Annotated in this window: 21 protein-coding genes; 14 read left to right on the top strand and 7 right to left on the bottom strand. The window is 56.8% G+C overall.

Annotated elements, in window-relative coordinates; genetic code table 11:
• Nucleotides 1-533 precede the first annotated feature (533 nt).
• The 5 genes from EV586_RS06030 (at nucleotide 534) to EV586_RS06050 (ending at nucleotide 9514) form a co-directional block, all read left to right on the top strand.
• Nucleotides 534-1322 carry a TOMM precursor leader peptide-binding protein gene (locus EV586_RS06030; RefSeq protein ID WP_132944173.1) on the top strand — a complete coding sequence of 263 codons (789 nt, stop codon included), beginning with the start codon at nucleotides 534-536 and terminating at the stop codon, nucleotides 1320-1322.
• Complete coding sequence (locus EV586_RS06035; RefSeq protein WP_132944174.1) at nucleotides 1319-2545, top strand: YcaO-like family protein; 1227 nt, start codon at nucleotides 1319-1321, stop codon at nucleotides 2543-2545. The genes EV586_RS06030 and EV586_RS06035 overlap by 4 nt, the downstream gene beginning before the upstream one ends.
• A gap of 13 nt (nucleotides 2546-2558) precedes the next feature.
• On the top strand, nucleotides 2559-3260 hold the full coding sequence (locus EV586_RS06040; protein WP_132944175.1) for a SagB/ThcOx family dehydrogenase: 702 nt from the start codon (nucleotides 2559-2561) through the stop codon (nucleotides 3258-3260).
• 15 nt (nucleotides 3261-3275) lie between these two features.
• On the top strand, nucleotides 3276-4541 hold the full coding sequence (locus tag EV586_RS06045; RefSeq protein WP_243652973.1) for an MFS transporter: 1266 nt from the start codon (nucleotides 3276-3278) through the stop codon (nucleotides 4539-4541).
• Between the two features lie 341 nt (nucleotides 4542-4882).
• A complete protein-coding gene (locus EV586_RS06050) occupies nucleotides 4883-9514 on the top strand; it encodes a non-ribosomal peptide synthetase (RefSeq protein ID WP_132944177.1) in 4632 nt (1543 codons plus the stop codon).
• Nucleotides 9515-9611: 97 nt separating this feature from the next.
• Here EV586_RS06050 and EV586_RS06055 read toward each other — a convergent pair whose 3' ends face one another.
• A complete protein-coding gene (locus EV586_RS06055; RefSeq protein ID WP_165898357.1) occupies nucleotides 9612-10658 on the bottom strand; it encodes an SGNH/GDSL hydrolase family protein in 1047 nt (348 codons plus the stop codon).
• A 110-nt stretch (nucleotides 10659-10768) separates the two neighbouring features.
• Here EV586_RS06055 and EV586_RS06060 point away from each other — a divergent pair, with 110 nt between their 5' ends.
• On the top strand, nucleotides 10769-11629 hold the full coding sequence (locus EV586_RS06060) for an AraC family transcriptional regulator (protein ID WP_132944179.1): 861 nt from the start codon (nucleotides 10769-10771) through the stop codon (nucleotides 11627-11629).
• 61 nt (nucleotides 11630-11690) lie between these two features.
• Here the strand turns inward: EV586_RS06060 and EV586_RS21285 are convergent, their stop codons facing one another.
• Nucleotides 11691-11816, bottom strand: coding sequence for an FDLD family class I lanthipeptide (locus EV586_RS21285; RefSeq protein ID WP_207893860.1), 126 nt, complete (start codon nucleotides 11814-11816; stop codon nucleotides 11691-11693).
• Nucleotides 11817-12001: 185 nt separating this feature from the next.
• Here EV586_RS21285 and EV586_RS06065 point away from each other — a divergent pair, with 185 nt between their 5' ends.
• The 3 genes from EV586_RS06065 to EV586_RS06075 all read left to right on the top strand — a co-directional run bounded on the left by EV586_RS06065 (nucleotide 12002) and on the right by EV586_RS06075 (nucleotide 16602).
• A complete protein-coding gene (locus EV586_RS06065; RefSeq protein WP_132944180.1) occupies nucleotides 12002-12613 on the top strand; it encodes a TetR/AcrR family transcriptional regulator in 612 nt (203 codons plus the stop codon).
• 20 nt (nucleotides 12614-12633) lie between these two features.
• Nucleotides 12634-14991 (top strand): MMPL family transporter, encoded by a 2358-nt coding sequence (locus EV586_RS06070; protein WP_132944181.1) that lies wholly within the window; start codon nucleotides 12634-12636, stop codon nucleotides 14989-14991.
• Nucleotides 14992-15159: 168 nt separating this feature from the next.
• Nucleotides 15160-16602, top strand: a complete 1443-nt coding sequence (locus EV586_RS06075) for an MDR family MFS transporter (protein ID WP_132944182.1) — start codon at nucleotides 15160-15162, stop codon at nucleotides 16600-16602.
• 37 nt (nucleotides 16603-16639) lie between these two features.
• Here EV586_RS06075 and EV586_RS06080 read toward each other — a convergent pair whose 3' ends face one another.
• The 5 genes from EV586_RS06080 to EV586_RS06100 all read right to left on the bottom strand — a co-directional run bounded on the left by EV586_RS06080 (nucleotide 16640) and on the right by EV586_RS06100 (nucleotide 21695).
• Entirely contained in the window at nucleotides 16640-17977 is a 1338-nt protein-coding gene (locus EV586_RS06080) for an MFS transporter (RefSeq protein WP_243652946.1), read from the bottom strand.
• Nucleotides 17970-19583, bottom strand: coding sequence for a PEP-utilizing enzyme (locus tag EV586_RS06085; RefSeq protein WP_165898359.1), 1614 nt, complete (start codon nucleotides 19581-19583; stop codon nucleotides 17970-17972). Before EV586_RS06085 ends, EV586_RS06080 begins: the two co-directional genes overlap by 8 nt.
• Before the next feature lie 22 nt (nucleotides 19584-19605).
• Nucleotides 19606-20478 carry a PEP/pyruvate-binding domain-containing protein gene (locus EV586_RS06090; protein ID WP_132944184.1) on the bottom strand — a complete coding sequence of 291 codons (873 nt, stop codon included), beginning with the start codon at nucleotides 20476-20478 and terminating at the stop codon, nucleotides 19606-19608.
• Nucleotides 20479-20578: 100 nt separating this feature from the next.
• A complete protein-coding gene (locus EV586_RS06095) occupies nucleotides 20579-21205 on the bottom strand; it encodes a LysE family translocator (protein ID WP_132944185.1) in 627 nt (208 codons plus the stop codon).
• Nucleotides 21206-21215: 10 nt separating this feature from the next.
• Nucleotides 21216-21695 (bottom strand): MarR family winged helix-turn-helix transcriptional regulator, encoded by a 480-nt coding sequence (locus EV586_RS06100; protein WP_132944186.1) that lies wholly within the window; start codon nucleotides 21693-21695, stop codon nucleotides 21216-21218.
• Nucleotides 21696-21861: 166 nt separating this feature from the next.
• On the opposite strand from EV586_RS06100, the gene EV586_RS06105 reads away from it, so the two are divergent.
• The 5 genes from EV586_RS06105 to EV586_RS06125 all read left to right on the top strand — a co-directional run bounded on the left by EV586_RS06105 (nucleotide 21862) and on the right by EV586_RS06125 (nucleotide 26204).
• Complete coding sequence (locus EV586_RS06105) at nucleotides 21862-23433, top strand: MDR family MFS transporter (protein WP_132944187.1); 1572 nt, start codon at nucleotides 21862-21864, stop codon at nucleotides 23431-23433.
• A gap of 187 nt (nucleotides 23434-23620) precedes the next feature.
• The gene (locus tag EV586_RS06110; protein WP_132944188.1) at nucleotides 23621-24409 is read left to right on the top strand and encodes a sulfite exporter TauE/SafE family protein; all 789 of its coding nucleotides are present in this window, start codon (nucleotides 23621-23623) and stop codon (nucleotides 24407-24409) included.
• A gap of 128 nt (nucleotides 24410-24537) precedes the next feature.
• Entirely contained in the window at nucleotides 24538-24798 is a 261-nt protein-coding gene (locus EV586_RS06115; protein WP_132944189.1) for a metal-sensitive transcriptional regulator, read from the top strand.
• Between the two features lie 54 nt (nucleotides 24799-24852).
• Nucleotides 24853-25674 carry a pentapeptide repeat-containing protein gene (locus EV586_RS06120; RefSeq protein WP_243652947.1) on the top strand — a complete coding sequence of 274 codons (822 nt, stop codon included), beginning with the start codon at nucleotides 24853-24855 and terminating at the stop codon, nucleotides 25672-25674.
• Between the two features lie 101 nt (nucleotides 25675-25775).
• Nucleotides 25776-26204, top strand: a complete 429-nt coding sequence (locus EV586_RS06125; RefSeq protein WP_132944191.1) for a DMT family transporter — start codon at nucleotides 25776-25778, stop codon at nucleotides 26202-26204.
• The last annotated feature ends 6 nt before the right edge of the window (nucleotides 26205-26210 follow it).

Genomic DNA, 26210 nt, shown 5'->3' on the forward strand with positions numbered 1-26210 from the left:
GTCATAAGATGAGTTGGTGAGATCGATGTAATAAGGATTCATCGAACTTTTCAGTTAAGATCTTTTTTATCCAAGCATATTGTATCGTTAATGAGATGTTGCCTCTTTGCTATTTTACTGCTGTTCTTTATTGCCCTACTTTGTAGTCATGATTCATCCTTCAGCCAATATTTCGGAATTGGGAATAAATATATTGTATTTTAAAAAATAGAAATTATGGTATACAATTCCACATGGAATGTGGTATAAAAAATATACAAACAAATTTGAAGAGATAACAAGCTGGATCCACTTGTGTTTTCATCAATTTTGTTTGTAAAAACATTTCATGGAGGGGAAACAAATGACCATCGAAATCAAAGCTGTGAATTTTGAAGAAGCAATCCAAAACAACAATGAAGTAGTGTGTGGCGTGCAAAACGGTTGTTGCTGCGGCGGCGGCTCCGAAGCCCCGCTGAAATAGTCACATTGCTGATTTACGGACCGAAGACGCCATCGTCTTCGGTCTCTTACTTCACGAAGGAGGGAGTCATTTGTACGTTGAACTGATCGGAGATATTCTTTGTAAGGGTGAAGATTTGATATTTATTGATCCGTTTGAGCGGAAAGCCTTTCAAATATTCGGCGAAGATGCAAAAGTTTTGAAAAGAGTGGTCCCGCTTTTCACGGGAACACTAACCGTTTCCAGGATTGCGCAGATTTTAGATCTCGATGTACAAATGCTATATGAAGTTACTCGTTTGTTGGAGTCCCATAAAATCGTAACTTTAAAGGAAAAAGTCAACTCGAAGATTGTGCTGACTACACAATCCTTGCCTGATTCAGTTTTGGAAGCCATTCAGCTGCAAGAAGAACTCGTTGATGTTTGCCAGATCAAATCACCTCATCAAATTTCGGAAACTGACGATCTAATCGTTGCTATAGATTTTGATAGTAACTACGACTTTTTCCACGGAATTCAAAAAAAGTCGTTCCACCATAAAACTCCCTGGTTCAAAGTCTCGTTGCAAGAGCCGCATCTCTTGTTGGGACCATTTTTCTTTCCGGACGGAGGACCCTGTTATACCTGCAGCCGTACTCGAATTCAAACTAACACAAAATTTAACTCCGCTTCAGAAATGTTTGGCGGTTACGGTCAAATCGAAAAACTGATCTATCCTTTTGTAGTTCGGGAACTTTTAAAATTTATTAAAACGAACGCTAGAATCACATTATTCGAGAGGGAAGCAGTAATAAATTTGTCGCAGTATGAAGTTGATACGTATCGCGTACTGCGAATTCCGAACTGTCCGAGTTGTCAGGAACAGGAGGCCTCTGTATGAATGTTGAAGTGTTATTAAGCGAGATCGTGCATTCAAGAGGCGGATTGATACGAACATTGACTCGAGTCCACTCTCCTTTTCTTTCGCCACTAACGTATAGTTATGTGGCGCTTATTTCTCCACTCGATGGTTCAAGTGAAGAGATTGCCGGCTCAGGCTTTTCCTTGATGAAGGGAAACTCACAGATGTCTGCTGTAGGGGAAGCTATAGAGCGCTACAGTGCAACCATTTATGTGGAGTCTCAACTGATTCGATCCACTTACGAGGAACTTACCGTTCAAGGGGTTGATCCCACAGTTTTTTGCAGGTATCACGAAGAGCAATATCTTCAATTATCAGAGGTTCGCTCAGTTGATCATCAAACACCAATATACTGGACAAAGGGTAAACGAGTTCGAACCGGAGAGGAAGCATGGCTTCCATTTGAGACTGTGTATTTGAAAATCCCGGCTATCAAACCTTTTCGCGATGTGATTTCAACAGGTCTAGCCTGCGGAAGTTCACTAGAGCAGGCTTTGACAAGTGGCTTATTAGAATGCATAGAGCGTGATGCCTTTATGTTATTTTGGACACTGGGTATGGTACGTGCTCAAGTAAATGTGACATCGATAGACGATTCTTATCTCCTTCAGTTGTTGAAAGTAGCCCGTGAAGCCAATGTCGAACTGTCTGTCTATGATATTTCTCAACCGGAATTTCCCGTCACCACAATCTTAACTGTATTAAAATTCAAGGGGCGCCGGGGATTTTACCTTGGCTGTGCAGCACATCTCAATTCCCCTACGGCGATTCGAAAGTCAATGGAAGAAGCGATTAGCGGTGGAACAGCGTTTTTTGAAAGAATTTATCAACACGGGATGAACGTACCCGACCATTATCAGGAGATTCGAACGTTGGAGGATCATACTGCCTATTACTTATCTGGCGCTTTGGATGAAATTCTTTGCGAATTGATCCCTGAACAGTTGGATTGCTACATACCTGACCAATGTACAACATTTGAAGAAGTTGTCGATGTGCTCGAACGGCAAGGACATCCCGTATATTCTGCCGAATTGACCACAGCAGATGTTAAAGAGCTTGGGATGAATGTGATTCGAATCGTAACACCGACACTCGTTTTTCTACCGGTGGGGCCAACCATGTTGCAGTGTGAGAGGTTGCAAGAGAAATGCGAGAAAGCCAGCCGACCTATGAATTTGCTCCCGCATCCGTTTCCATAAAGGAGGGTTCGTCATGTATCTAGACGAGAACAAATTGGTACATCTTTTTCACTCAAATTCCAGTTATTATCCTGCAATAGGAAAACATGCGCCAACAAAATATTATCAAGCCACCTCCATAAGCAAAAATTACCCGGCACATCCATTTGATCTGCAGCCGGAAACGGATTGCAAAACTCGCTTCCCAAGCATTGGTTCGATAAGAGAATATAGTAAGTGCCCAATGCAAAAATCTACCATGTTTACTATCTTGCAAAATTCCTTCTGTGTACGAAATGCTCACTCTACCACACCATCGGCCGGTGCGTTACTTCCGATAGAATTGTATCTGGTTCTGCTCAATGTGGACCAAGCAGAGGCGGGCTATTATCATTACCATCGTGAAATGCAAAGTTTGACATATATAAAAGAAGTTCACGGTGATCTTCCATTTCTTACACCGGTCAATCAATTTGCGAAATCCGCTTCTTTCTTGATTATCATGACTGGAAATCTCACATCGATGATCTTGAAGTACGGAGCAAGAGCCTATCGCTATGCGTTGTTGGAGTGTGGGCATATCGGACAAAACGTGTCACTGAACAGCGAACTGTGCGATGCCGGTTCTTGTGCGATTGGAGGGTTTCATGATGACTTGTTATCGGAGACCCTTAACTTGGGACCGGATGAATTTCCTCTGTACTTATATAGCGTTGGGATAAAATCGAGTGAGTAAGCGAGTGTGAATGTGATGGTGAAACCAAGTAGACAAGTTGTTTTTCAAGTGTGGAAACAGTATCCGGCTTTTGCAAGGTTCCAATATTCAAATATCCTGACGGGTTTCACAAGTTGGGGTGCATTTTTGGCGATGCTTGTCCTGCTCAATGAGATTACGGACAACGGCTTTGAATTTGGATTGTTGTGGGCCGTGAGCGGCATTGTGCCGATGATCTTCAACTTTTTTTCCGGTGTTTGGATCGATCGGATCGATGTCAAAAAAAGCATGGTCATCGTTGAGATCTTGCATGCGGTTGCGTACTTCGGGTTTGTGTTCGTCCCGATGTTGGATGGGTACAAAGCGTGGGCGCTGTTTCTGTTGCTCCGCTTTTTCACTGGCGTATTGCAGCAGTTTAACGCTACGGCTCGCCAGACAGTGATTCCTGACATTATCAAAAAAGAGGACCTCACCGTTGCCAACTCTTTAAATTACACGATCACCAGCGCGATTCGATTGTCAGGCGCTTCTTTGGGCGGCATCTTGTTAACGGTAACCGGCATGAATGCGCTTTGGGTTGTTAACGGGGCTGCCTTTTTCGTTTCCGCTTGGTTGTTATACAGCGCAAGCAAGAATTTTGAAACGGAACGCAAAGTGAGCTTGAAGAAAAACTTTGGCGAAGATTTTAAAGCCGGATTACAGTTGTCCCAAAAAAATGTGTGGGTGCGAATGGTGCTTACGGCGGGGGTCACATGCGGTGTGATGATCGGGTCGTTTAACCTGATGCTGCAGCAGTATGTTTCTGAGATCTATCGTGTGGACCATTACGGACTCAGCGTCTTGTACGTCGTGGAAGGTATCGTCTCTGTACTCATCGGATATTGGTTGGCGAACAGCAAATTTATGTTTAAAAAACGTGTGACCAGCGGTTATGTATACGCGCTTTGGGGACTGACTTGGGTGTTGTTCGGCTTCTCGCAAAATCTTTGGATCGGTGCTCTGTGTTTGGCGCTATATGGACTGGTAGGAGCTTTTAATGTTCCGTATGAGCGGCTGACGATGCAGACAGAGGTGCCTGCAGAATTTAGAGGACGAGTTTTTGGATTATGGGGATCACTGACTACCCTTTCGATCCAAATTGGTGCATTTCTCACCGGGGTCATTATGACAGAGCTGGGAACAACGTACGTGCCAGTCGTCATCGGCTTGCTGGAGGTGGCTTTCGGGCTCTACTTTGTAGCAACTGTGCGTAGAAATGAAAGACAGGGACCGATTCAGATTGAACAAGTATATAAGACATGAAAAATCAGTTCGCATCGGATGTAGCTCGGACTCCATGAACTTTGATTGGACCGTACTACCACTGCACGAAAAAATGTGTCGTGTCGAATACGACGCTACTATAGCAATACCGTCCAGTCGCCCCTATCGGAGCCGCTCTATTTCCCTGTGGAGAAATAGAGCGGTTTTTCTGTTACAGCGGAGGCGCAATGTTTGAAACGAAAAATCCAAGTTTAGGAAAAGGAAACAGGAGCTAACTGTCAAACTTTTAAATACAACGCTTTATAATGAAATAATTCGACAGATGATAAAACCGGAACAAATAAAATATCGTTTCGAAAGCACTGCGCGGGAGGTAAACAATGAACCATTTGGAGAAGGAACTGACCATTCAGCGAAAGGAGCATCGCGATACCGGCACGCTGTCATCGATCCAGCATCGCATGTGGTTTATCGACCAATTGCAGCCGGGGCATCCGATGTACAACACGTTTCGGGCGATGCGGTTGCAGGGGGAGTTGGATCTGGCGGCGCTTACGCGGAGCTTGGAGGTGATCGTCGAACGTCACGAGATGTTGCGCGCTGCATATCGTTCGGATGACGGGGTGCCGGTGCAGGTGATCGCTTCCGAACTGCAGCCGCAACTGGCGATCCTCGATCTGAGCGCTGTGGCGGAAGCGGAGCGCGAGGCGCAGCTGGAACGGATGGTGACCGAGGTCGCACGCCGGCCGTTCGATCTGCGCGAAGGCCCGGTGTTTACGTTTACGCTGTTCAAGTTGGCAGAACGGGAACATGTGCTGGTGTTCATCATCCATCACATCATCTTCGACGGCTGGTCGTTGGGCGTGTTTTGCAAGGAGCTGTGCGCCCTTTATTCCGCGTTTGCAACCGGGCAGGAGCCGCAACTCGCTGAGCTGCCGATTCAATATCCCGATTATGCGGTGTGGCACAACCAGTTTATGGAGAGTGCTGTCGTGGCGGCACAGCTTGATTTTTGGAAACAGCATCTCGAGGGAGCTCCGCCGTTCCTGAAATTGCCGACCGACCGTCCGCGCCCGGCGGTGCAGACGTTTGACGGGGTGCGCTATTCGCATGTATTGCCGCCCGCGTTGGTGGAACAGTTGAAGTCGTTGCGTCAAGAGGCGGGCGTGACGATGAATACGGCGCTGCTCGCAGCGTACAATGTGCTGCTATACCGCTATTCCGGTCAGCAGGACATCGTGGTCGGCTCACCGGTGGCGGGGCGCAACCAAGAGGAAACGCATGGCTTGATCGGCTGTTTTGTAAACACTGTGGCGCTGCGGACGCAATTGTCGGGCGAGATGTCGTTCCGTGACTTGCTGTCTCATGTCGATCAAAGTGCTCGCGCTTCCTATGCGAACGGAGAGTTGCCGTTTGATAAATTGGTGGAGGAACTGCAGCAGGAGCGCGACCCCAGCTACTCGCCGGTGTTTCAGGTGATGTTCCTCTCGGAGCGCGATTTTACAAAGGGACGGGAGATGCCAGGTCTCAGCCTGACCCAGTATGTGATCGACAACAAGACGGCGAAGACCGACCTGACGCTCTGGATCTCCCAAGAGGATCGCGGATTGGTGGCCAAGTTTGAGTACAACACAGATCTGTTCGACGAACTGACGATTGTGCGGATGGCTCAGCATTTTGAACAGCTGCTGGAGGCTGCAGTCGCCGATCCGGAGCGGTCGATTGCCACGCTGCCCTTGTTAAGCGAAGCGGAGCAGCGGCAGGTGGTGTATGAGTGGAATGAGACGGCGACCGAGGTCCCACCCGTTTGTTTGCACCACTTGTTTGAGGCGCAGGCGGCACGAACGCCTCACCATGTGGCGGCGATCTACGGCGAGGAGACGATGACCTATGCGCAGTTGGAGGCACGGGCGAACCAACTGGCACACCAGCTGCGTGCGCTTGGGGTCGCCCCGGACGTGCCGGTGGGTCTGTGCTTGGAGCGCTCGCTCGACATGGTGGTGGCGCTGATCGGGATTCTCAAAGCGGGCGGCGCGTATTTGCCGCTGGATACGGATGCGCCGACAGCCCGGATGCGCCAAGTGCTGGAAGATGCGCAAGCTCCCGTCTGTGTCGCGCACAGCAGCCTGATGGCGAGATTGCCGGAAGGGGTCGTCTCGTATGTGCTGATGGACCGCGATGCGCATCTGCTCGCGGAGCGGCCGACGACGGCGCCGGTCGTGGCGGTGACGCCTGACCATCTGGTGTCGATCTACTACACATCCGGCTCGACCGGCAAGCCTAAAGGGGTGTCGAGCACGCATCAGGGCTGGGTGAACCGCATGATCTGGATGCAGCGCGCCTATCAGCTGGAAGCGCAGGAGACGGTGCTGCAGAAGACCACGCTGACGTTCGACGATGCGGCGTGCGAGTTTTATTGGCCGCTGATGGTGGGGGCGCGCATCGCGCTGCTGGAACCGGGATTGCACAAAGACCCGCGGGCGATTCTCGATGCGGCGATTCGCTACCAAGCCGCTTTTCTTACGTTTGTGCCGAGCATGCTGGCGCTGTTCGTCGATGCGGTGACGCCGGAGGACCGCGAGAGGTTGCAGTGCCTGCGGCATGTCGGGTCGAGCGGCGAAGCGCTGCGTTCGGACCTGGTGCGCAGTTTCCAAGAGCGGATCGGCTGCAGCCTGCATAACACGTGGGGCGCGACCGAGGTGTCGATCGACTCGACGATTCATACTTGTACGGAAGCAGATGCGTTCGAAGCGGAGATCGTCTCGGTGGGACGGCCGATCGACAACAACCGCTGCTATGTGCTGGACGAGCATCTGCAGCCGGTGCCGCTCGGCGTGGCCGGGGATCTCTATCTGGCCGGCATCGGATTGGCGCGCGATTATCTGAACGATCCGGAGCGCACGCGGGAAGCTTTTCTGCCCGACCCGTTTTTCCCGGGGGAGCGGATGTATAAGACCGGGGATCGCGGTTATTTGCGCAAGGACGGCTGCATCATGTTCCTCGGACGCCGCGATGATCAGGTCAAGGTGCGGGGACAGCGGGTGGAGCTGGCCGAGATCGAAGCGGTGCTGGCGACCCATCCGTCCTTGCAGATCTGTGCTGTGGTCGCGTTTAAACGTCAGGACGGCTATCGTCTCGCCGCTTATTACGTGCTGCGCGACGCCGAGCAGACGACCGCCGAAGCGCTGCGTGCCTATCTGGCTGAGCGTTTGCCCGACTACATGGTGCCGTGGCGCTTCCTCCTGCTGGAGCAGATGCCGACGACGATCAGCGGCAAGATCGACCGCAAGCAATTGCCAGACCCGGGCGATGACCGTCCGGACTTGCAAACCGACTTTATCGAGCCGTCCACAGCTGTGGAGCAGCAGATCGCCGCGGTCTGGCAGGAGATCTTGGGTGTGGACAGGGTCGGTCTGGCCGACAGTTTCTTTCATCTCGGCGGACATTCGCTCCATGCGACGCGCATCATCTCGCGGATCAACCGCGAGTTTCAAACGCGGCTGCCTTTGCGTGTTTTCTTCGAGGAGCCGACGATCGGCGGGCTGGCCCGGCGCGTCGAGCAGGAGCAGAGCAGCGCGGGCAGCCGCAACGAGCAGGGCATCCCGCGCCTGCCGCGGCAAGCGGCGTATGAGCTGTCCAACGCTCAGCAGCGGTTGTGGTTCCAGTATCAATATGACGCGGAACATGCGTATGGCTTTACACTGCCGTACTTGATCGAAGGACCGCTTTGCCGCCAATCGTTCGCCGCAGCGTTTGCCGCGGTGGTGGCGCGGCATGGCGTGATGCGCACAACCTATGAAGAGCGTGACGGCATCCCTTATCAGATCGTGCAGGACGATATGGCGATCCCTTGCCAGTTCCACGATCTGACCGGGCGCAGCGAACAGGAGCAGTGGGCGGCACTGGCAGAGTTTGCAGCGGCCGATACGCTGACTCCGTATGACCTGAGCGCGGGGCCGCTGTTCCGCATGAACCTGTTCGCGCTCGCGGAGCAGCAGCACATGATGGTGCTCAGCGTCTATCAGATCGCCTATGACGGGTGGACGGCCGGCGTGTTCATGAAGGACTTGCGCACCTATTATGAGGCGTTGGCGAAAGGGGCGGATCTGCCGCAACTGCCGCCGGCGCTGCAATATGTCGAGTACGCCGACTGGCAGAACAAACGCCTGGCTTCCGGTGAGCTCGATGTGCAAAAAGCGTACTGGCTGCAGCAGCTCGCAGGCGACGTCGCGGCACCGCCGCTGCCGTATGATTTCGCGACACCGCCTGCTGAACACGATGCCAGCAGCTATGTGCACCTGCAACTCGATGCGGCGCTGACCGAACGTCTGAAGGAACTGTCGCGCGCACAGGGCAACACGTTGTATTTGACGGTGATGACCGGGTTGAAGATGTGGATGGCCATGGTGTCCGGCGCGACGGACATCACGCTCTGCGCCCCTTTGTCGGCGCGCACGCATCCTGATCTCGACGGGCTGATGGGGCTGTTGGTCAACCCGGTGGTGATGCGCACCGATCTGACCGACAATCCGAGTTTTGCGCAGGCGTTGGAACGCGTGACGCAGTCGGCGCTGGGCGCTTATGCGAATCAGGATTATCCGTTTGATTTTGTGCTCAATGAGCTGCGAGCCCTGCGCGGCAGCAATGTCACGCCGTACTCGGTGGTCTTCGTCGGGCAGAACGCACACAGCGGGGTCTGGGAACTGGACGAAAAAGTCTGTGTGCGCGTGTATCCGCTGGAGAAATTGCTGGCCGATCAACAGGATCTGTTTGCCGGCGTGGGCGAGGACCCGACCGTGCAGTTCGATCTGCACATGGAGATGATCGAGCGCGACGGGGTGTTGACCTTCAGCACGCAGTATCATCCGCTGCGCTTCCGGGCGGAGACGGTGGAACAGTTCTTGCAGCAGCTGCAGCATGTGTTGAGCCAGATGGCGGCCGACCCGCATCTGCGCTTGTCGCAAGTGCAATTGTTCGAGTCGGAGGAGATCGATCTCGATGATCTCTTCTAGTTGGTTGCATGTTTGATCGCAAAAAAAAGCGGAACCTCTTGAACGAGGTTCCGTTTTCTGTTGCTTGAAATTGTTGTGGGGAGCAGACGTGTGAAACTTACTTTTTGATCACCCCGGACATCACTTTCGCATATTCTTCGGCCAAGAAACGGTAGCCCGCGTCATTCGGGTGAACGCCGTCATTCGAGAGATATTGATCGTAATTGCCTTCGTTCCATTTGCCTGCCAGATCGATGAACGTGCAATTCGAGACGCTGGCACAGGCGTTTTTGATCGCGGCATTGTAGGTGAGCTCCGATTCTTTGGACAAGGAGGGGACGGAGACCATTCCGCTGGCGAAAACGGAAGTCGCGGGCAGGGCATCTTGAATCGTTTTCAAATATGTGACGTAATCTGCCTGAAATTGTTCGGGAGTCATCCCCCGAGCGTTAAACCCGTAGACGGAAAGCACATAGTCGGGCTTGAGCTGGATGATATCTGTCTGCACCCGGTCCAATCCGCTGTTCTTTGCGCTGGCCGGGACGGACACGTCGACATCCGTTCGGCCGATGCCCTGGTTGATGCTTTCCACGCCGAGGATGTCGCCCAAGACGGGGGTGATCGAGGTCAAGCCCCGATTGCTGGAGCCGGTGCCGTCGATGTAGCTGTGGCCGATGACGACCAGCTTCTTTTGGTTGTGCTCAGGCTGTCTGACTTTGGCGTCTTGGCTGATGTAGAGCCCGTCGATTTCACTGTGGGCGGAGAAGACAACTTCGATCTTGTGCCAGCCGGTGCTGCCGCTGTAGATCGGGATTTCCTGCGTCTTTGCGCTCATCAATTGTTCGACTGCCGGCTTGCCGTCGACCAAGATGGTGACGGTGCCTCCGATGGGACGCTGTTTGAGGATGGCGAAGGGACTGTCCGTTTCGATGGAGGCGCGTCTGCCGAACTGCGGGCGGTCGGTGCTGTTCATCCAGCCCTTCATCACGTCGCCCCATTCCGGCTCGTTGACTTGCTTCCAAGGGCCATGCGTATAGAGCCACTCGGGGCTGGTCGGTGCGATCAGCTTCTTCTCCTCTGCAGCAGACTTGGAGCCGGTTTGGCATCCGGTAAGAAGGGTGGCGACCATGCATAAGATGCCGACAGCATACAGCCATTTTTTCATTTCCATCACCTCTCGTGTGTGATTCTTATGTGATCACAGTGTAACAACGGGGAGGGAAACGATCCTGTCTTTTCATGCTTTGTTGTAAAATGGGTGTGAGGTGATGCGGCTTGGAGTGGCAGAAACGGTTAGAGGAAGCGCTGGAGTTTATCGAAAGCAATCTGGAAGCATCGCTGCCTGTGGAGACGATCGCGAAGGCGGTGTATTCGTCGCCCTTTCATTTTCAGCGGATGTTTCATATGTGGTCGGGGATCACGCTGGGCGAATATGTGCGGAAGCGCAAGTTGACGTTAGCCGCGCAAGAGCTGGCCGTCTCCTCGACGAAAGTGGTCGATGTCGCGCTTAAATATGGCTACGATACCCCGGAGTCATTCTGTAAAGCGTTCCGAAAGCTCCACGGTGTCTCCCCGTCGGCAGCTCGCAAACCGGGTGTGTCGATCAAAGCCTTCCCCCGCGTTTCGTTCGAGCCGCACACGCCGGGCGACGCGGAAGTGGAGTATCACATCGTGGAAAAAGAAGCGTTCACCGTCGTCGGAAGGTCGGCAGAGCTCGTATGCGGCGCTGAAGGGCGCACCAGGCCATGGTTCTGGGGGGAAAGCCGGAAGGACGGCACGTTTGACAAGTTGAGTTCGCTCTCCGCGGAGACGCCTTTGCTTGGGCTGACCATGAGTTTTGAGGAAGAGTTCACCTACATGATCGCTAGGGAAGCGAACGCCGCTTCCGTGGTGTTGGCACAGGGGTGGTCAGTCCAAACGATTCCGGCAGCCACTTGGGCGATCTTCCCTTTGGCGGGACCGCTGCCGGGGGTGATGCAGAGCGGATTGCGCAACATTTACAAGGTGTGGTTTCCCGCGACCGAATTTGAGCACGCAGGTTTGCCGGAGCTAGAAGTGTATTTGCCGGGCGATGCACAGGCGGAAGATTATCGCTGCGAGGCTTGGATTCCGATCGTGAAAAAAACGAACATCTGAAAAAGCCAACTTCCTCCGCTGGGGGAAAGTTGGCTTTTTGTGTTGTGTGTGGAAGCAGCGGTTAGTTGCACTCTCCGCATACGGTCAGCTTCAGCGTGCAGGTTTGGGTCAAGAGCTGCAGGGAGTTCGCTTCCTGCGTGGATGCTGCGTTGACTTGGACGTCGAGATCGAAGAAATCTTTCGCCATTTTGAATGCCCCCTCTCTTTTTATTTATTATATAAATAATATTTTCAATTGTCAATTTCGGAATGTCATCAAATGCTCATATCTCTTCCCAAAATGCATAATTGCACAAAGGGTAACGAAGTGATACTGTAGATCGAGTAAGAGGAACTTCGCAACCAAGCAACGAGAGGCGGATGCGTGGAACGATGAACAAGAACAGCTTGCGAATCATAAAACGGGAGGCGACGGCCCAGGCGTTGGCGAATGCGGCGTTTGAGCTGGCGCTGGAGCGGGGCTTGGACGGCTTTGTTGTCGAGGATGTGGTGCAGCGCGCCGGGTACTCGCGCAGAACGTTTGCGAACCACTATTCTTGTAAAGAGGAAGCGGTGGTCATGGCGGTGGAGACCACGCATGACGACGAGGAAGTGCGGGTATTGCTCGACGAACTGCCGGATAGCGCCTCGCCGCTGGAAGTGTTGCACCATTTGATGAAGATGCGGCTCACGGCGGAGTATCTGCGGAAATTGCGCGTGCTGGTGACGCTTTCCAAAGAATACCCGACGCTGGAACCGTATATTCTCAGCGTCTTTCACCGGTTGCAGCGGTTGGCGCAGCAAGCGTTGAGCGACTTGTTTCGCGGGCGTTATCCCGAAGAGTACACCCATTTGCTGGCCGGGGCGGTCTGCGGAGCTTTCTTTCCGCTGCTCGACAGCCTTGAGGTACGGCTGCCCGGTCAATCGTTGGCAGAAGCGCCGGAAGCGATGGCGTTTGATCAATATGTCGATACTGTGTTCAGGCATTTGCAAAACGGATTTTAGTAAAGGAGAATCACCTAGACATGTCTAAGTTTTTGTACAAGCTGGGGAAACGGGCGTTCGACAAACCATGGTATTTTATCGCCGCGTGGATCGCGGTGTTTGCGATCGTGCTCGCGATGCTGGGCGTGAATGGCGTGCACGTGAGTTCGGAGATGAAAATTGCAGGCACGGAGTCGCAGAAGGTGCTGGATCGGCTGGCCGAAGAGCTGCCGGAAGCTTCCGGCGGGCAGGCGAGCGTGGTCTTCACGGTGCCTGAAGGCGAGCGGTTGGATGCGCCGGAGCGATTGCCGGCGATTTTGCAAGCTGTGGAGGATGTTTACAGTCAGGAGTATGTGATCAATCCCGCAGATTTGGCGGCTGCAGCAGGTCAAGGTGCACAGGGTGCCCAAGGCGGCGCGGCTCAACAACAGCAACAACAGCAACAACAGCAACAACAGCAACAACAGCAACAACAGCAACAACAGCAGTCCGCTTCGGCCGTAAAGGCTCCGTATGGACCGTTGATGGTCAACGGGATGCCGGTGCCGGGGGTGATGATCTCGGCGGACGGGCATGTGGCGCTGTTCCAGTTCCAGTTCACGGAGCAGCAGACGTCGTTGCCGCAAGAGGTCATCGACTCGGTGAAACAGGCGGTGATGGGTGTCGAGGATGACACCGACATCACGGCGTTGCCGAGCGATTCGATCAAAGGCAAGCCTTCGGTGATCGGCCCGACGGAGATTATCGGTCTGGTCGTTGCGGCCGTTGTGCTGCTCATGACGCTCGGCTCTGTCGTCGCAGCCGGCCTGCCGCTTTTGACGGCGATCCTCGGGGTCGGCATCGGCGTGGGCGGCGCGTTTGCGATCTCGAATTTTGTGAACATGAGCGACATCACGCCGGCTCTGGCCTTGATGGTCGGGCTGGCGGTCGGCATCGACTACTGCCTGTTCATCGTCAACCGGCAGCGCGGCATCATTCTCGAGCAGGGCTTGAGCGCGCGCGAAGCGGTCGGCCGGGCGGTCGGCACGGCGGGCAGTGCGGTCTTCTTCGCCGGTTTGACGGTGATCATCGCGCTGTGCGGCATGCTGGTCATCGGCATCGAATTCTTGTCGACCATGGCGCTGGTCGCCGCGGCGACCGTCTTCCTCAACGTGCTGATCGCCCTGACTTTGCTCCCGGCGCTGCTGGGGTTGGTCGGAGAGCGCATCTGCTCGCAGAAGGTGCGCGAGAAGAGCCGGGCACAGTCGAAGGAAACCCGCAACGGCGTAGCGCGCGGCTGGGCGAAAGGCGTTGTTAAGTTTCGCTGGCTCGTCATCGTCGGCGTGATCGCGGTGCTCGGTGTTGCGGCGATCCCGGTTGCGGAGATGGAGATGGGCATCCCTTCCGGCGCGACGGCGAACTTGGATACGACGTCAAGACAGAGTTATGATGCGATCTCGGATGGTTTTGGCGAAGGGTTTAACGGGCCGCTGCTGCTGGTCGCAGAGCCGAAGGACACTTCCGGCAAGGTCACGATGGAAATGCTGTACGGTCTGGTGCAGGACATCCAACAGCAAGAGAACGTGTCGGTCGTCTCGCCGCTGGGTGTCAACGAGTCGGGCGACATTGCGATCCTGAGCCTGATCCCGAAGACGGGGCCGACCGACACCGCAACGAAAGATCTGGTGACACAGCTGCGCGACCCTGACTTCAACGTGGCTGACAAATACAAGGTGACGCTTGGCGTGACCGGCTTCACCGCGATCAACATCGACATGTCGACGAAGCTGACGGAGGTGTTCCCGCTCTACATCGGGATCATCGTCATCCTCTCGGTGATCATCCTGCTGCTGGTGTTCCGTTCGATCATCGTTCCGATCAAAGCGACGGTCGGCTTCCTGCTCAGCGTGCTGGCGACGTTCGGGATCACCACCGCGGTGTTCCAGTGGGGCTGGCTGCACGCGATGTTCGGCTTCGACACGGGCGGTCCCTTGCTCAGCTTTATGCCGATCATGGTCACCGGCATCCTGTACGGGCTGGCGATGGACTATCAGGTCTTCCTGGTCAGTTCGATGCGCGAGTCGTACGTCCACGGGCATCGGGGACGTGAGAGCGTCATTCACGGGTACGGGCTGGCGAGCCGCGTCGTCGTGGCGGCTGCCGTGATCATGGTCTCGGTGTTCGCCGGGTTTATCTTCGCGCATGACATCATGATCAAACAGATCGGATTTGCACTGGCTGTCGGCATCCTGATCGACGCGTTCATCGTGCGCATCATGCTGGTGCCGGCCGTGATGGCGATCTTCGGCGACAAGGCGTGGTGGCTGCCGAAATGGCTGGACCGCATGCTGCCGAATTTGGATGTGGAAGGCGACAAACTGATCGCCGAGTTGAAAACCAAGGGAAATTCTGATCGATAAGCAGGCACTGCGAAGCCCCTGAATTGGATTCAGGGGCTTCACTTGCAGTTTGATCGGGAGCAAGTGTGTCGGCAGAGCGGCCTTCCCTCGAAAAATTACAGGATCGTAACGGATGCCAGGGGGATTCTGTGGTAGGATGACTTCATACGATTGGCAAGGGGAGAAACTATGGAAACAGAGAAGCAATACAATACGCGTGCCATCTTGGCGTCGCTCTTGATCTGCGGGTTTGTCGGCTTTTTCAGCGAGACGGCGCTCAATGTGGCGATCACGAACTTGATGGACGTGTTTCAGATTGAGGCGGCGACCGCGCAGTGGCTGACGACCGGGTTTCTGTTGACACTCGGCATTCTGATGCCGGTCAGCGGGCTGCTGTTGCAGCGCTTTTCGACGCGCCAGCTGTTCACCGGGTCGCTGGTCAGCATGATCGTGGGCACCTTGGTCGCGGCGCTGGCCGTCAATTTTGAAATGCTGATGGTCGCGCGCGTGCTGCAGGCGATCGGGATGGGCTTGCTGCTGCCGCTGATGTTCAATACGATCCTCGTGATCTATCCGCTGGAAAAGCGCGGCGAGGCGATGGGCTTCGTCGGGCTGGTCATCATGTTTGCGCCGGCGACCGGCCCGACGGTGGCGGGGATCTTGATCGAATACTTGTCCTGGCAATACATCTTCTGGCTGTCGCTTCCGTTCCTGATCATCGGGCTGCTGGTCGGGCTGAAGTATTTGGAAAACGTCACCGAAGTCACCAAGCCGAGGATCGACCTGCTGTCGGTCATCTTGTCGACGATCGGATTCGGCGGCGTCGTGTTCGGCTTCAGCAAAGCGGGCGAAGGCGCAGGCGGCTGGGGCAGCACCTTGGTGCTCGCTTCGATCATCGTCGGGCTGGTCGCGCTGGTGCTGTTCACTCTGCGCCAGATCTGGATGCGCGATCCGATGCTGAATCTGGGCGTGTTCAAGTATCCGATGTATATCTTGGGGCTGCTGATGGTGCTGTCCTGCATGCTGATCATGATGTCCAGCATGATCATTCTGCCGCTGTTCTTGCAAAAGGGCATCATGCTGTCCGCCTTCACCACCGGGCTGATCATGCTGCCGGGCAGCGTGCTGAACGGGATCTTGTCGCCGCGCATGGGGCGGCTGTTCGACCGCTACGGCCCGAAATGGCTGGTGATACCGGGTCTGGTGATCGTGGCGGCCATGATGTGGTGCTTCACCGGGATCTCCACGGCGTCCTCCGTGGCGATGATCGTGGCGCTGCACATCGGCATCATGATCGGCATCTCGATGGTCTGGATGCCGGCGCAGACCAACGGGCTCAATCAACTGCCGCCGGAGCTGTACCCGCACGGCACGGCGGTGATGAACACGCTGCAGCAAGTCGCCGGTGCGATCGGCACGGCGGTGGCGGTCTCCCTGCTGATGGGCGGATCGGAGCAGTATTTGCGTGGCTCTGCCGCGCCGACCAGTCCGGCGGAGCTGGCCAATGCGATGACGAACGGATCGCACAGCGTTTTCTGGTTTGCGATGCTGGTGACGATTCTCAGCCTGGTCATCGCGTTCTTCATTCGCCGCGTCGTGGTGGAGCGGGCAGAACTGAATACCATGCACTAAAAAATAGACGCCCTCACTTCGGTGGAGGGCGTCTTTTTTATGCCGGTTCGTGGGGGGACAATGCCTTTTGCTGATCGGCATTCTTCATCTGCAGCGCCAAAAGCATCCCGGCCACGGCCACGCCGATCATCACATAAAACAGCGAGCCGAGCATCAGGCTGGTCAGCGCCGAAGCGACCATGCTGCCCATGTAGCGGAAGGTGGAAAAAACGCCCGATGCGACGCCCGTCTTCTCCGGGGACACCGCTTCGAGGCTGGCCGTCTGCATCGCAGGCAGCCCGGCTCCGGAGCCCAAGCCGCCGATGAGCAGGGCGCAGGCGATGTACCAGATGGCGACCTGCTGCGCGAAACCGAGGTAGAGCAGCGCCGACAGCAGTTGCACACCGAAGGCGAGCCCGATCATCTTCGCATGACCGAGCTTCTTCGACAGCTGTCCGCCCAGCCAAGAGGAGAACGACATCGCCAGGGAATAGACGAACATCAGCGTGCCGATCATCCGCAGATCCACCCCGCGCTCCTGCAGGAGCAGCGGCAGCACCAGAATGGTGCCATACATGATGAAGTTGCTGGTCAGCACGGCAAGATTGGCGCTGCGATAGGAACGGCTGCGGAACAGCCCGAACTCGATCAGCGGATGGGGAATCCCTTTTTCCCGGAAGAAAAACAGCACCAGACAGCCGAGCAAGAGCAGCACGCTCCACCAGTGGATCGTCTCGGCATGCGTGATGAACAGCACGATCAAGGAGAGTCCGAGCGCCAGATACAGCGACCCGAGCAGATCGACCGGCGTCTTGCGCGTCGGCGTGGCAGGCATGACGAAGAGGGCGGCGAGGAACGAGGCGAGCAGGAACGGCAGGTTGATCCAAAAGATCGCTTGCCAGCCCCACGCTTCGATCAGAAACGACCCGGCGAGCGGCCCGACGGCAGCGCCGAGCCCCATCAGCAGACCGAACAGCCCGAAGACGGACGCCATCTGCTCCTTGGGCACCGCATGCCGGATCAGCGCCGTCCCGCTGGGCAAGGCCAGCGCGCCGCCCAGCGCCTGCATCGAGCGAAAGACGATCATCGACGGCAGGTTGAAGGCGAACGCGCAGAGGACTGCCCCGGCGAGCGACAGCGCGATCCCGGTCAGGAACATCCGCTTGTAGCCGAAGATGTCACCGAGCTTCCCGGCCACCGGCTGCGTGGCGGCCATCACGATCAGGTAGATCGTGATGATCCACGACGTCTGCGCCAGCGTCTCTCCGAAGGAATGCGAGATCGTGCCGAGCCCCACGGTGATCATCGTCGAGTTGACCGGGACGAGGAAAGTGCCAAGCAAAATCGCCGCAGTCAGCAGCCGGACTTTGCTTGCACTCACGCTCCCTTCACTCATGGAAGCGCACCACTCCTTGTGTGCCGTCGACCGTCACCGTCTGCCCGTCGCGGAACAGGGAAGTCGCCACTTTCGTGCCCAGCACGGCCGGGAGTTGGTATTCGCGGGCGACCGTTCCGGCGTGGGAGAGGATGCCGCCCGCATCGGTGATGATCGCCCCGACGACCGAAAAGAGCGCCGTCCACGCCGGGGTCGTCGTCTTGCAGACCAGCACGTCCCCGGGCTGCACGCTGGAAAAATCGCCAGGGCTGTGCACGACGCGAACTTGGCCGGTGTAGACGCCTTGCGAGGCGGCCGCCCCTTTGATCTGCGCGGCTTCCACCTGCGGTGCGGACGGCCCCATCACTTCTTCCAGCGCCGGATTGAGGCCATGTTCCGGCGGCACTCCGTACGCGGGGACAGGCTTGCGGGATTGGCTGGCTTTCCACTCGGCACGGCGCCGGGCGATCAACTCCTGCTGCGCAGACGGCTCGTGCAGCACATCGAGCAGTTCATCGAGATAGAAGAAAAACACATCCTGCGCCGCCGCGACCACACCCGCTTCGACCAGCCGATCGCCGATGGCGAGCAGGAACAGGCGCGATTTGGCGGGAAGCATCGCGTCGATGTAGAAGTGGTGGTCTTCATCCAGGCCCCAGGATTCCAACGCGTGCCGGTACAAGCTGAGGAAGTGCTGCTTCTGCTCTCCTTCCGGCAGCTCATGCATGGCAGAATCGAATGCCTGCTGACGGCGCTCGACCGTCTTTTGCAGCTCCGCCTGAAAGTCGTAGCCGCTTTCCAAAAAGCGCCGGATCGCGGTCAGCGCAGGCGTCGGATTCTCCACCCAGATCGCCTCGACGAACTCATGCGAGTTGGTCGCGCGAAAGCCGTATTCGGCGAGGAAGTCCTGAACGTCGGCGAGGAAGGCGCAGCCTTCTTCGGTCCGCCCGAGCGCTTCCAGAAGCTGCTGAGGCTCCGTGTTGAGCAGCAGTTCCTGCAGCGCGGGCGATTGCCGTGCCCGTCGGCTCAACTGCCACAGGCCCTGGTCGGTCTCCAGCGACTTGTTCATCACGCCGACCAGCCAGTCATAGACGACCGCCGTGTTGGCAGTGCCACTCAGTTCTGCGTACGTCTGGGTCAAGGCGGTGAGCAGGACCATGCGCGGCATGACGATCTCGAAGTGCAGCTCCCAGGCCCGCTGGTAAAACGCGTAGAGCTCTTGCAGCATCTCGGCCGCTTCCGCACGGGTAAACGGCTGTACGCGAAACGCATCGAGCCTGGCGTAGAACGGCAGAAGCTCACTCTCCACATAGCCTTGAAACAGCGCCAGCATCTTCGGGATCCGCTCCATGCCCCACTGCAGATGTTCGGCCGCCTGCGCCTGCGGATCACCGGCAAACGGGATCGCCCATTGGTAATAGTAGCCGTTTTCGATCTTCGCCCGGAACTGCTGCACCGGGAACTTCATCCCGGCAAACGCCCGCCGTGTCCCTTCGTTCATCGCCGGAATGAAATAGGATGCGAACAGCGGCGTGAACGGATCGGCAAGATGCGTATCATCCTGCACCCAAAAGCCTTGCTGTTTGTCTTCCTCCGTCAAAAACAGATCTTCCTGTACGAACTTCATGCGCACAGCCTCCCTCTTCTCATCAGGTCGTGATCGGACGCACCTGCAGCAGATAGACCGTCCCGGCTTGGATGGCAAATTCCAGATCGACCGGACGGCCATGCAACGCCTCCACACGGCAGGTCAACGCTGCCAAATCCTCTATGTGCCCATCGCCCAAACAAAAAACTTCCTGTTCCGCAGCCGAGGTCTCGACCGTCATGGTACCGGTGGCGGCCGGCAGGATTTTGACTTCTTTCAGACCGAGCTCTTTGCAGATCTCGCCCGTCCGTTTGGACACGATAAAACTGTCGGGCGTCACGAGCCCCGACACGACCGCTTCCCCGAGCCCGTAGGAAGCGTTGATCACGATCTCGTCCGGGTCGCAGGTCACCGGATGCTTGCTGAAGATCACGCCGGAGACGTCCGCTTCGACCATGCCCTGCACGAGCACGCCCATCGCCAGCGAGTCCAAGCAGATCTGGTGCTGCTTGGCGTAGTGCTGTACGGCGGGGGAAAAGTAGGACGCCCAGCAGCGTTTGATGTGCAGGAGCACGCTGTCCAGGCTGCAAACGTTGAGATAGGTCTCGTATTGACCGGCAAAAGACGCGTGGTTCAGATCTTCCAGCGCCGAGGAGGAACGCACGGCGACGACCGTTACCCCTTGCTCTTGCAACGCGCTGAACTGCGCGGCGATCTCCTCTGCGATCACTGCAGGCAGCGGTGCGGAGAGGAAGTCGGCTTCCGTTTGGACGTCAGGATTGGCTCGCAAGAAAGCTTGAAACGCATCGGTCGTCACGACAAAGCCTGGCGGTACGGGCAAGCCCTGCGCCAGCATCGCGCCGAGATGGCGCGCTTTGGAGCCGGCCGTTTGCACAGACACCTGTTGCAAGGCGGTGAGGCTGAGTGCGTTCATGCTGTCACCTCCTTATTCGTTAAGATTTATATAAGGTTTTGTGAAAATTAATTCGGGCAAAAAAAAGAAAGCCCCTGAACAAACGTTCAGAGACTTTCGCTTAGCGCTGTTGGAAGGCGATCTTCAGCCCAAGACCGATGTAGATCGAACCGATGATCTTGCTGCTCCAGCGGTGCAGCCAGGAGATGCGCTTGACCAGCCGGCTGAGCGGCTTGATGCTGAGGGCGATCAGCGACGTGTAGACGGCGCCGAGCAGCGCAAACAGCAGGCCGAGGATCAAAAATTGCCACACGGTAGCCCCGCGCTCCGGGTGGACGAACTGGGGCAGGAAGGCCAGGAAAAACAGTGCGGTCTTCGGATTGAGCAGCTCGGCCAAAATGGCGAGTCCGAATGACTTGACCGGATGGGCCGGTGCGACCGCCGGCAGTTGCGGATCGGCCGGACGTTCGCGCAGCGCGCGGATGCCAAGGTAGAGCAGGTAGGCGACGCCGGCGAATTTGACGACTTGAAAGGCCAGCGCGGACGAGAGCAGCAGCGCGGAGAGGCCCAAAGCGGCCAAGGCGGCATGGAGGCAGTCGCCGACGGCAATGCCGATGCCGGCCATGATCCCGGCGGTGCGTCCGCTTTGCACGGTGCGGGTGGCGGTGAGCAGCACCGCGGGGCCCGGTATCAAAAAGAGTCCGATGACGACCGTCAGGAACGTGATCATTGTGGACAGATCGAACATCTGCATCACCTCATGGTGTAGAGTCTGGGTGTTCTTGCTGCGACTTCGTGCCGACCTCTTGAAAATAGGCGAACGTCTGGTGCAGCAGGTCGATCAGCTGCTCGCTCTGCTCGCGCCCCAAATGATCGATCAGGCCGTTGAACAGGACGCGGTAGGCGTCGTGTGCGGTGTTCGCCATCTCCCGACCCTGCTCCGTCAAGGTGATCTCGGAGACGCGGCGGTCGGTGGGATGCGCGGTGCGCTCGATGTAGCCTTCTTTGATCAGCGAGTTGATCATCTGTGTGACGGACGGCGAGGTGATCTTCAGCCGTTTGCTCAATTCGGAAACGGTCGTGCCCCGGTCATAGCCGCGGTCCTGTCTTTCTTTGACCGCCAGCAGGACGCGGATTTCGCTTGCCTTGAGCCCCCATTTGGTGGTCCGGCGCCAGTCGGACCGCGAAAAGCGCGAAAACATTTCCATCAACTGTAGTGCTTGCGTATTTTGATCCATCACTTCACCGCCCGTCTGACTGGATTCGTCTGCTTATGTACCTTCATGATAAGGAAACGGTCTGCAATCGTCAATCAAGGCGGATTTTGAGGATTGCATCTTTACAGCTCTTCGCATAAGCTGTTAGATAGGTTACCTACCTAAATATAAAATCAGGGGGATCGGGATGGAACATTTATCTCAGAAACAAAAAGTGACCGTGATGATCGCCTTAATGGCATCGATGTTTTTTGCGGCCATCAACCAGACGCTGGTCAGCACGGCGATGCCGAGAATCATCGCCATGCTTGGCGGGATGGAATATTACTCGTGGGTGATCATGATCTACCTGCTCACCTCGACGGTGGCGACCGTGCTGGTCGGCAAGCTGTCCGACATCTACGGGCGCAAACCGTTTTTGCTGTCGGGGATCTTGGTGTTCATGATCGGCTCGTTCCTGACCGGCCTCTCGAATGATATCGTGCAGATGATCATGTTCCGGGGGATTCAAGGCATTGGCGGCGGGATGCTGATGTCGGTGACGACGATGGCGGTCGGCGACCTGTTCGCACCGCGTGAACGGGCGAAATGGACGGGGCTGATGATGGCGATCTTCGGCTTCTCCAGCGTCATCGGCCCGACGCTCGGCGGCGTGATGATCGACCACATGGATTGGCATTGGCTGTTCTGGGCCTTCCTGCCGCTCGGCTTTGTGGCGATGCTGATGATCTGGCGCATGTTCCCGAAAAAGACAGAAGGGAAAAGCGAATCGATCGACTACCTGGGCTCCTTGTTCTTGTCGCTGTCGATCGTGGCGCTCCTGCTCGGCTTCTCGTGGGCGGGAACCAAATACGACTGGGGCTCGCCGCAGATCATCGGGCTGTTCGCAGCGGCCGTCGTGTTCGCTGTGATCCTCGTCCTGATCGAACGCAAAGTGAAAAGCCCGGTGCTGCCCCTGTCTTTGTTTAAAAACGGGGTGGTCACCATCTCCAACGCGGTCGGCTTCCTGATGAACGCCGGCATGATGGGGGCGATGGTGTACCTGCCGTTCTTCGTGCAGGGCGTGCAAGGCTTGACGCCGACCCAGTCCGGCTTTGTCAACATGCCGATGTCGCTGACGATGATCGTGTTGAGCTCGCTGGTCGGGCGCTGGATGAGCAAATCGGGCAAATACAAGCGCTATGCGGTGATCGGGATCAGCGTGATGATCGTCGGCATGGTGATGATGGCGTACATGAACTCCATCGCGATGGCGGTGGCGAGCATGATCGTGTTTGGCCTTGGCCTTGGTCTCAGCATGCCGGTCTTCATGCTGGCGGTGCAAAATGCCGTTCCGATGCATCAACTCGGCGTGGCGACGGCGACGACCACGCTGTTCCGCAACTTGGGCGGGACGATCGGGCTGGCCGTGCTCGGCTCGGTGATGAATTCGTCCTTGACCCGCCATCTGGAAGAAAAGATGGCAGCAGGCGCCGTGGCGGGCCTCGCGCAGGTCGATCCGCAGACGGCCGAGAAGATGTCGGCGTTCCTCAACCCGCAGATCCTGCTCGATCAGCCGAAGCTGGCTTCGATCCGCGCTGCGATGCCAGATCAGCTGCAGTCGCTGCTCGACAGCATGCTCACGATGCTGCGCTCCGTCTTGTCGGACACATTGTCCACCGTCTTCCTCTACGCAGCGGGGATCTTGGGTGTGGCGTTCGTGCTGGTCTTCCTGTTGAAAGAAATCCCCTTGCGCTCCTCCGCCGATAGCGGACGTTGATTTTTGCGCAGATGGGCGTATAATGAAAAACAAATGCCATATACCCTTGCCGGTATATGCATCATGAAATGAAAACAGGGCAATATCTTTCGTAAGGAGTCAGGCTGCGCGCAGCAGCCGCTCCTTTTTATACGTAGAAAATGATACCTAGAGGGGTATGGAAGTGCGCGGGGAGGGGAGTTGCAGGATGGAGATCGGGTTGATCATCACGCTGTTCTTGATCGGTTTTGCCGGGGCCTTTCTGTCCGGGATGCTCGGGATCGGAGGAGCGATCATCAACTACCCGCTGCTGTTATTCCTGCCGGCCCTGCTCGGCGTCGGTGCGTTCACCGCTCATGAAGTGTCCGGCATGGTCGCCGTGCAGGTGCTTACGGCCACGTTCGCCGGAGCGATGATGTTGCGCAAAGAGAAGGTCATCCACGTCAAACTGGTGCTCTGCATGGGAACGGCGATCCTGATCGGCAGTTTTGCCGGCGGGTATGGCGGCATGCTCCTGCCGGGCACGGCGGTGAATCTGGTCTATGCCGTGCTGGCGACGCTGGCGGCGGTGATGATGCTGCTTCCGCAGCGCGGGTGCATCGAGCGGCCGCTGAAGCAAGTCGAGTTCAATCGCGGGCTCGCGGCTGGCGCAGCGCTTCTCGTCGGGGCCGCCTCCGGAATCGTCGGCGCAGGCGGCGCGTTTTTGCTGGTGCCGGTGATGCTAAAGATCTTGAAGATCCCGATCCGGGTGACGATCGCCTCTTCGCTGGCGATCACGTTTCTCTCGTCGATCGGCTCGGTCGCGGGCAAACTGGCGTCCGGTCCCATTCTGCTGGAGCCGACGCTCGTTCTGGTCGCCGCCAGCGTCTTGGCGGCACCGCTTGGCACCCGGTTCGGCCGGCAGGTGAATCCGCGCCTGCTGCAAGCGATCCTGTCGCTGTTGATCGTCGGCACGACACTCAAGATCTGGTCGGATCTGTTGCACACATCCCTGTAGCGTTGTCGCGACCTTCCAACCCTGATGAGCGGATAGACAGGCATTGCGAATTCATGATACCATCTTGGAAAGCGTCTCTAACTCCTTGATTTCCTAGCGATTTACTTTGTCTAATAGGAGCGATTCCAATGGACTATAACGATTCGGTCAAAAACCGGCTGCGGCGCATTGAAGGACAGGTCCGCGGGGTGTTGAGCATGATGGAACAAGAAAAAGACTGCCGGGATGTCGTCACGCAGCTGACGGCGATCCGTTCGGCGATCGACCGCACGATCGGCTATGTGGTGGGCTCCAACCTGGAGGCCTGCATTCGCGAAGAGCTCGAAAAAGGGAATGTCCCGGAAAAAGTGATCAAAGAAGCGGTCGAAATGCTCGTCAAGAGCCGATAGGGTTTACCGCAAGCATGCCCTCGTGAGAAAATGGAAGAAAGAGGGGGACATGTTATGGCGTTGGATCAGATGAAAGTGCCGCGCAGTCTGCAGGATGACTGCGCGAACTGTTTTGGCTTGTGCTGTGTGGCGCTGCCGTATGCCGCTTCGTCCGATTTTGCGGTCGACAAGGCGGGCGGGGAACCGTGCCGCAACCTGCAGGCCGACTTCCGCTGCGGGGTGCACGACACGCTGCGCAAGCGCGGCTATCGCGGGTGCACCGTCTATGAATGCTTCGGCGCCGGGCAGAAAGTCGCGCAGGTCACGTACGGAGGAGTGGACTGGCGGAGCGCGCCAGAATCGGCCGGGCAGATGTTTGACGTTTTTCCGGTGATGCGCCAGCTGCATGAACTGCTCCGCTACCTGCAGGAAGCGGAACGGCTGGAGACGGCAGCAGAGCTTTGCGAAGAGCTCCGGGCCGCTTATGCCGAGACGGAGCGCTTGACGCTGCTCGGTGCGGAGGAGCTGTTGCGCGTGGACGTGGCAGCCTGCCGGGCGGACGTGAACCGACTGCTGCTGCGGACCAGCGAACGGGTGCGTGAAGGCGCGGGCGGACAGCGGCTGAACCGCCGCGGCGCCGATCTGATCGGGGCGAAGCTGCGGGGGGCCGACTTGCGCGGCGCGAACCTGCGCGGGGCGTATCTGATCGCTGCCGACCTGCGCGGCGCCGATCTGCGCCAGGCAGACTTGATCGGCGCAGACCTGCGGGATGCTGACTTGAGCGGGGCGAATCTGACCGGGAGCCTGTTTCTGACCCAGTCGCAGCTCAACGCGGCGAAAGGTGACCGGCACACAGAGCTGCCGCCGTCGCTCGCTCGTCCGATGCATTGGAAGTAGGGGAAGGATGCTGGATTCAGCATCCTTTTTTGCATGTGAGACATATGTCCTACCTCGTTCCTGCCGATCTGCCTTTTAATGAGGGGAAGAGGTGAGGAACGATGAGAGGTATCTTGTTCGCGTTCGCCGGCGGGGCGTTGATCACGCTGCAGGGCGTGGCGAATGCGCGCATATCAGCAGACGTCGGCGCGTGGCAGGCGGCGGCCATGACGCAGTTCACCGGCTGCCTGGCCGCCTTGCTGTTCGTGCTGCTGCTGCAACGGGACGGGAGCTGGCACGGGCTGAAGCAGGTGCGTCCGCTGTACTTGACGGGCGGTACGTTTGGTGCGGTGGTCGTGTTTGGCAACATCGCGGCGATTCAGCAGATCGGCGTGACGGTGACGGTCGCCGCCGTGCTGATCGCGCAGTTGTGCCTGACGTTTTGGATCGACAAAGGCGGCTGGTTCGGCGTGGCGAAGCAACAGACGGGCTGGCGGCAGGTGATCGGCATCGGGATGATGATCGCGGGCGTTATGATTATGAAACTGTGAGCTGAG

It is taken from the genome of Tumebacillus sp. BK434 (assembly GCF_004340785.1).
Lineage (GTDB): Bacteria > Bacillota > Bacilli > Tumebacillales > Tumebacillaceae > Tumebacillus_A.

Coding starts and splice junctions, on each gene's coding strand:
- EV586_RS06065 (WP_132944180.1), top strand. CDS start 12,002: ATGAACAAGAACAGCTTGCGAATCATAAAACGGGAGGCGACGGCCCAG.
- EV586_RS06040 (WP_132944175.1), top strand. CDS start 2,559: ATGTATCTAGACGAGAACAAATTGGTACATCTTTTTCACTCAAATTCC.
- EV586_RS06035 (WP_132944174.1), top strand. CDS start 1,319: ATGAATGTTGAAGTGTTATTAAGCGAGATCGTGCATTCAAGAGGCGGA.
- EV586_RS06075 (WP_132944182.1), top strand. CDS start 15,160: ATGGAAACAGAGAAGCAATACAATACGCGTGCCATCTTGGCGTCGCTC.
- EV586_RS06115 (WP_132944189.1), top strand. CDS start 24,538: ATGGACTATAACGATTCGGTCAAAAACCGGCTGCGGCGCATTGAAGGA.
- EV586_RS06105 (WP_132944187.1), top strand. CDS start 21,862: ATGGAACATTTATCTCAGAAACAAAAAGTGACCGTGATGATCGCCTTA.
- EV586_RS06095 (WP_132944185.1), bottom strand. CDS start 21,205: ATGTTCGATCTGTCCACAATGATCACGTTCCTGACGGTCGTCATCGGA.
- EV586_RS06120 (WP_243652947.1), top strand. CDS start 24,853: ATGGCGTTGGATCAGATGAAAGTGCCGCGCAGTCTGCAGGATGACTGC.
- EV586_RS06100 (WP_132944186.1), bottom strand. CDS start 21,695: ATGGATCAAAATACGCAAGCACTACAGTTGATGGAAATGTTTTCGCGC.
- EV586_RS06045 (WP_243652973.1), top strand. CDS start 3,276: ATGGTGAAACCAAGTAGACAAGTTGTTTTTCAAGTGTGGAAACAGTAT.
- EV586_RS06080 (WP_243652946.1), bottom strand. CDS start 17,977: ATGAGTGAAGGGAGCGTGAGTGCAAGCAAAGTCCGGCTGCTGACTGCG.
- EV586_RS06090 (WP_132944184.1), bottom strand. CDS start 20,478: ATGAACGCACTCAGCCTCACCGCCTTGCAACAGGTGTCTGTGCAAACG.
- EV586_RS21285 (WP_207893860.1), bottom strand. CDS start 11,816: ATGGCGAAAGATTTCTTCGATCTCGACGTCCAAGTCAACGCAGCATCC.
- EV586_RS06070 (WP_132944181.1), top strand. CDS start 12,634: ATGTCTAAGTTTTTGTACAAGCTGGGGAAACGGGCGTTCGACAAACCA.
- EV586_RS06055 (WP_165898357.1), bottom strand. CDS start 10,658: ATGAAAAAATGGCTGTATGCTGTCGGCATCTTATGCATGGTCGCCACC.
- EV586_RS06110 (WP_132944188.1), top strand. CDS start 23,621: ATGGAGATCGGGTTGATCATCACGCTGTTCTTGATCGGTTTTGCCGGG.
- EV586_RS06125 (WP_132944191.1), top strand. CDS start 25,776: ATGAGAGGTATCTTGTTCGCGTTCGCCGGCGGGGCGTTGATCACGCTG.
- EV586_RS06085 (WP_165898359.1), bottom strand. CDS start 19,583: ATGAAGTTCGTACAGGAAGATCTGTTTTTGACGGAGGAAGACAAACAG.
- EV586_RS06050 (WP_132944177.1), top strand. CDS start 4,883: ATGAACCATTTGGAGAAGGAACTGACCATTCAGCGAAAGGAGCATCGC.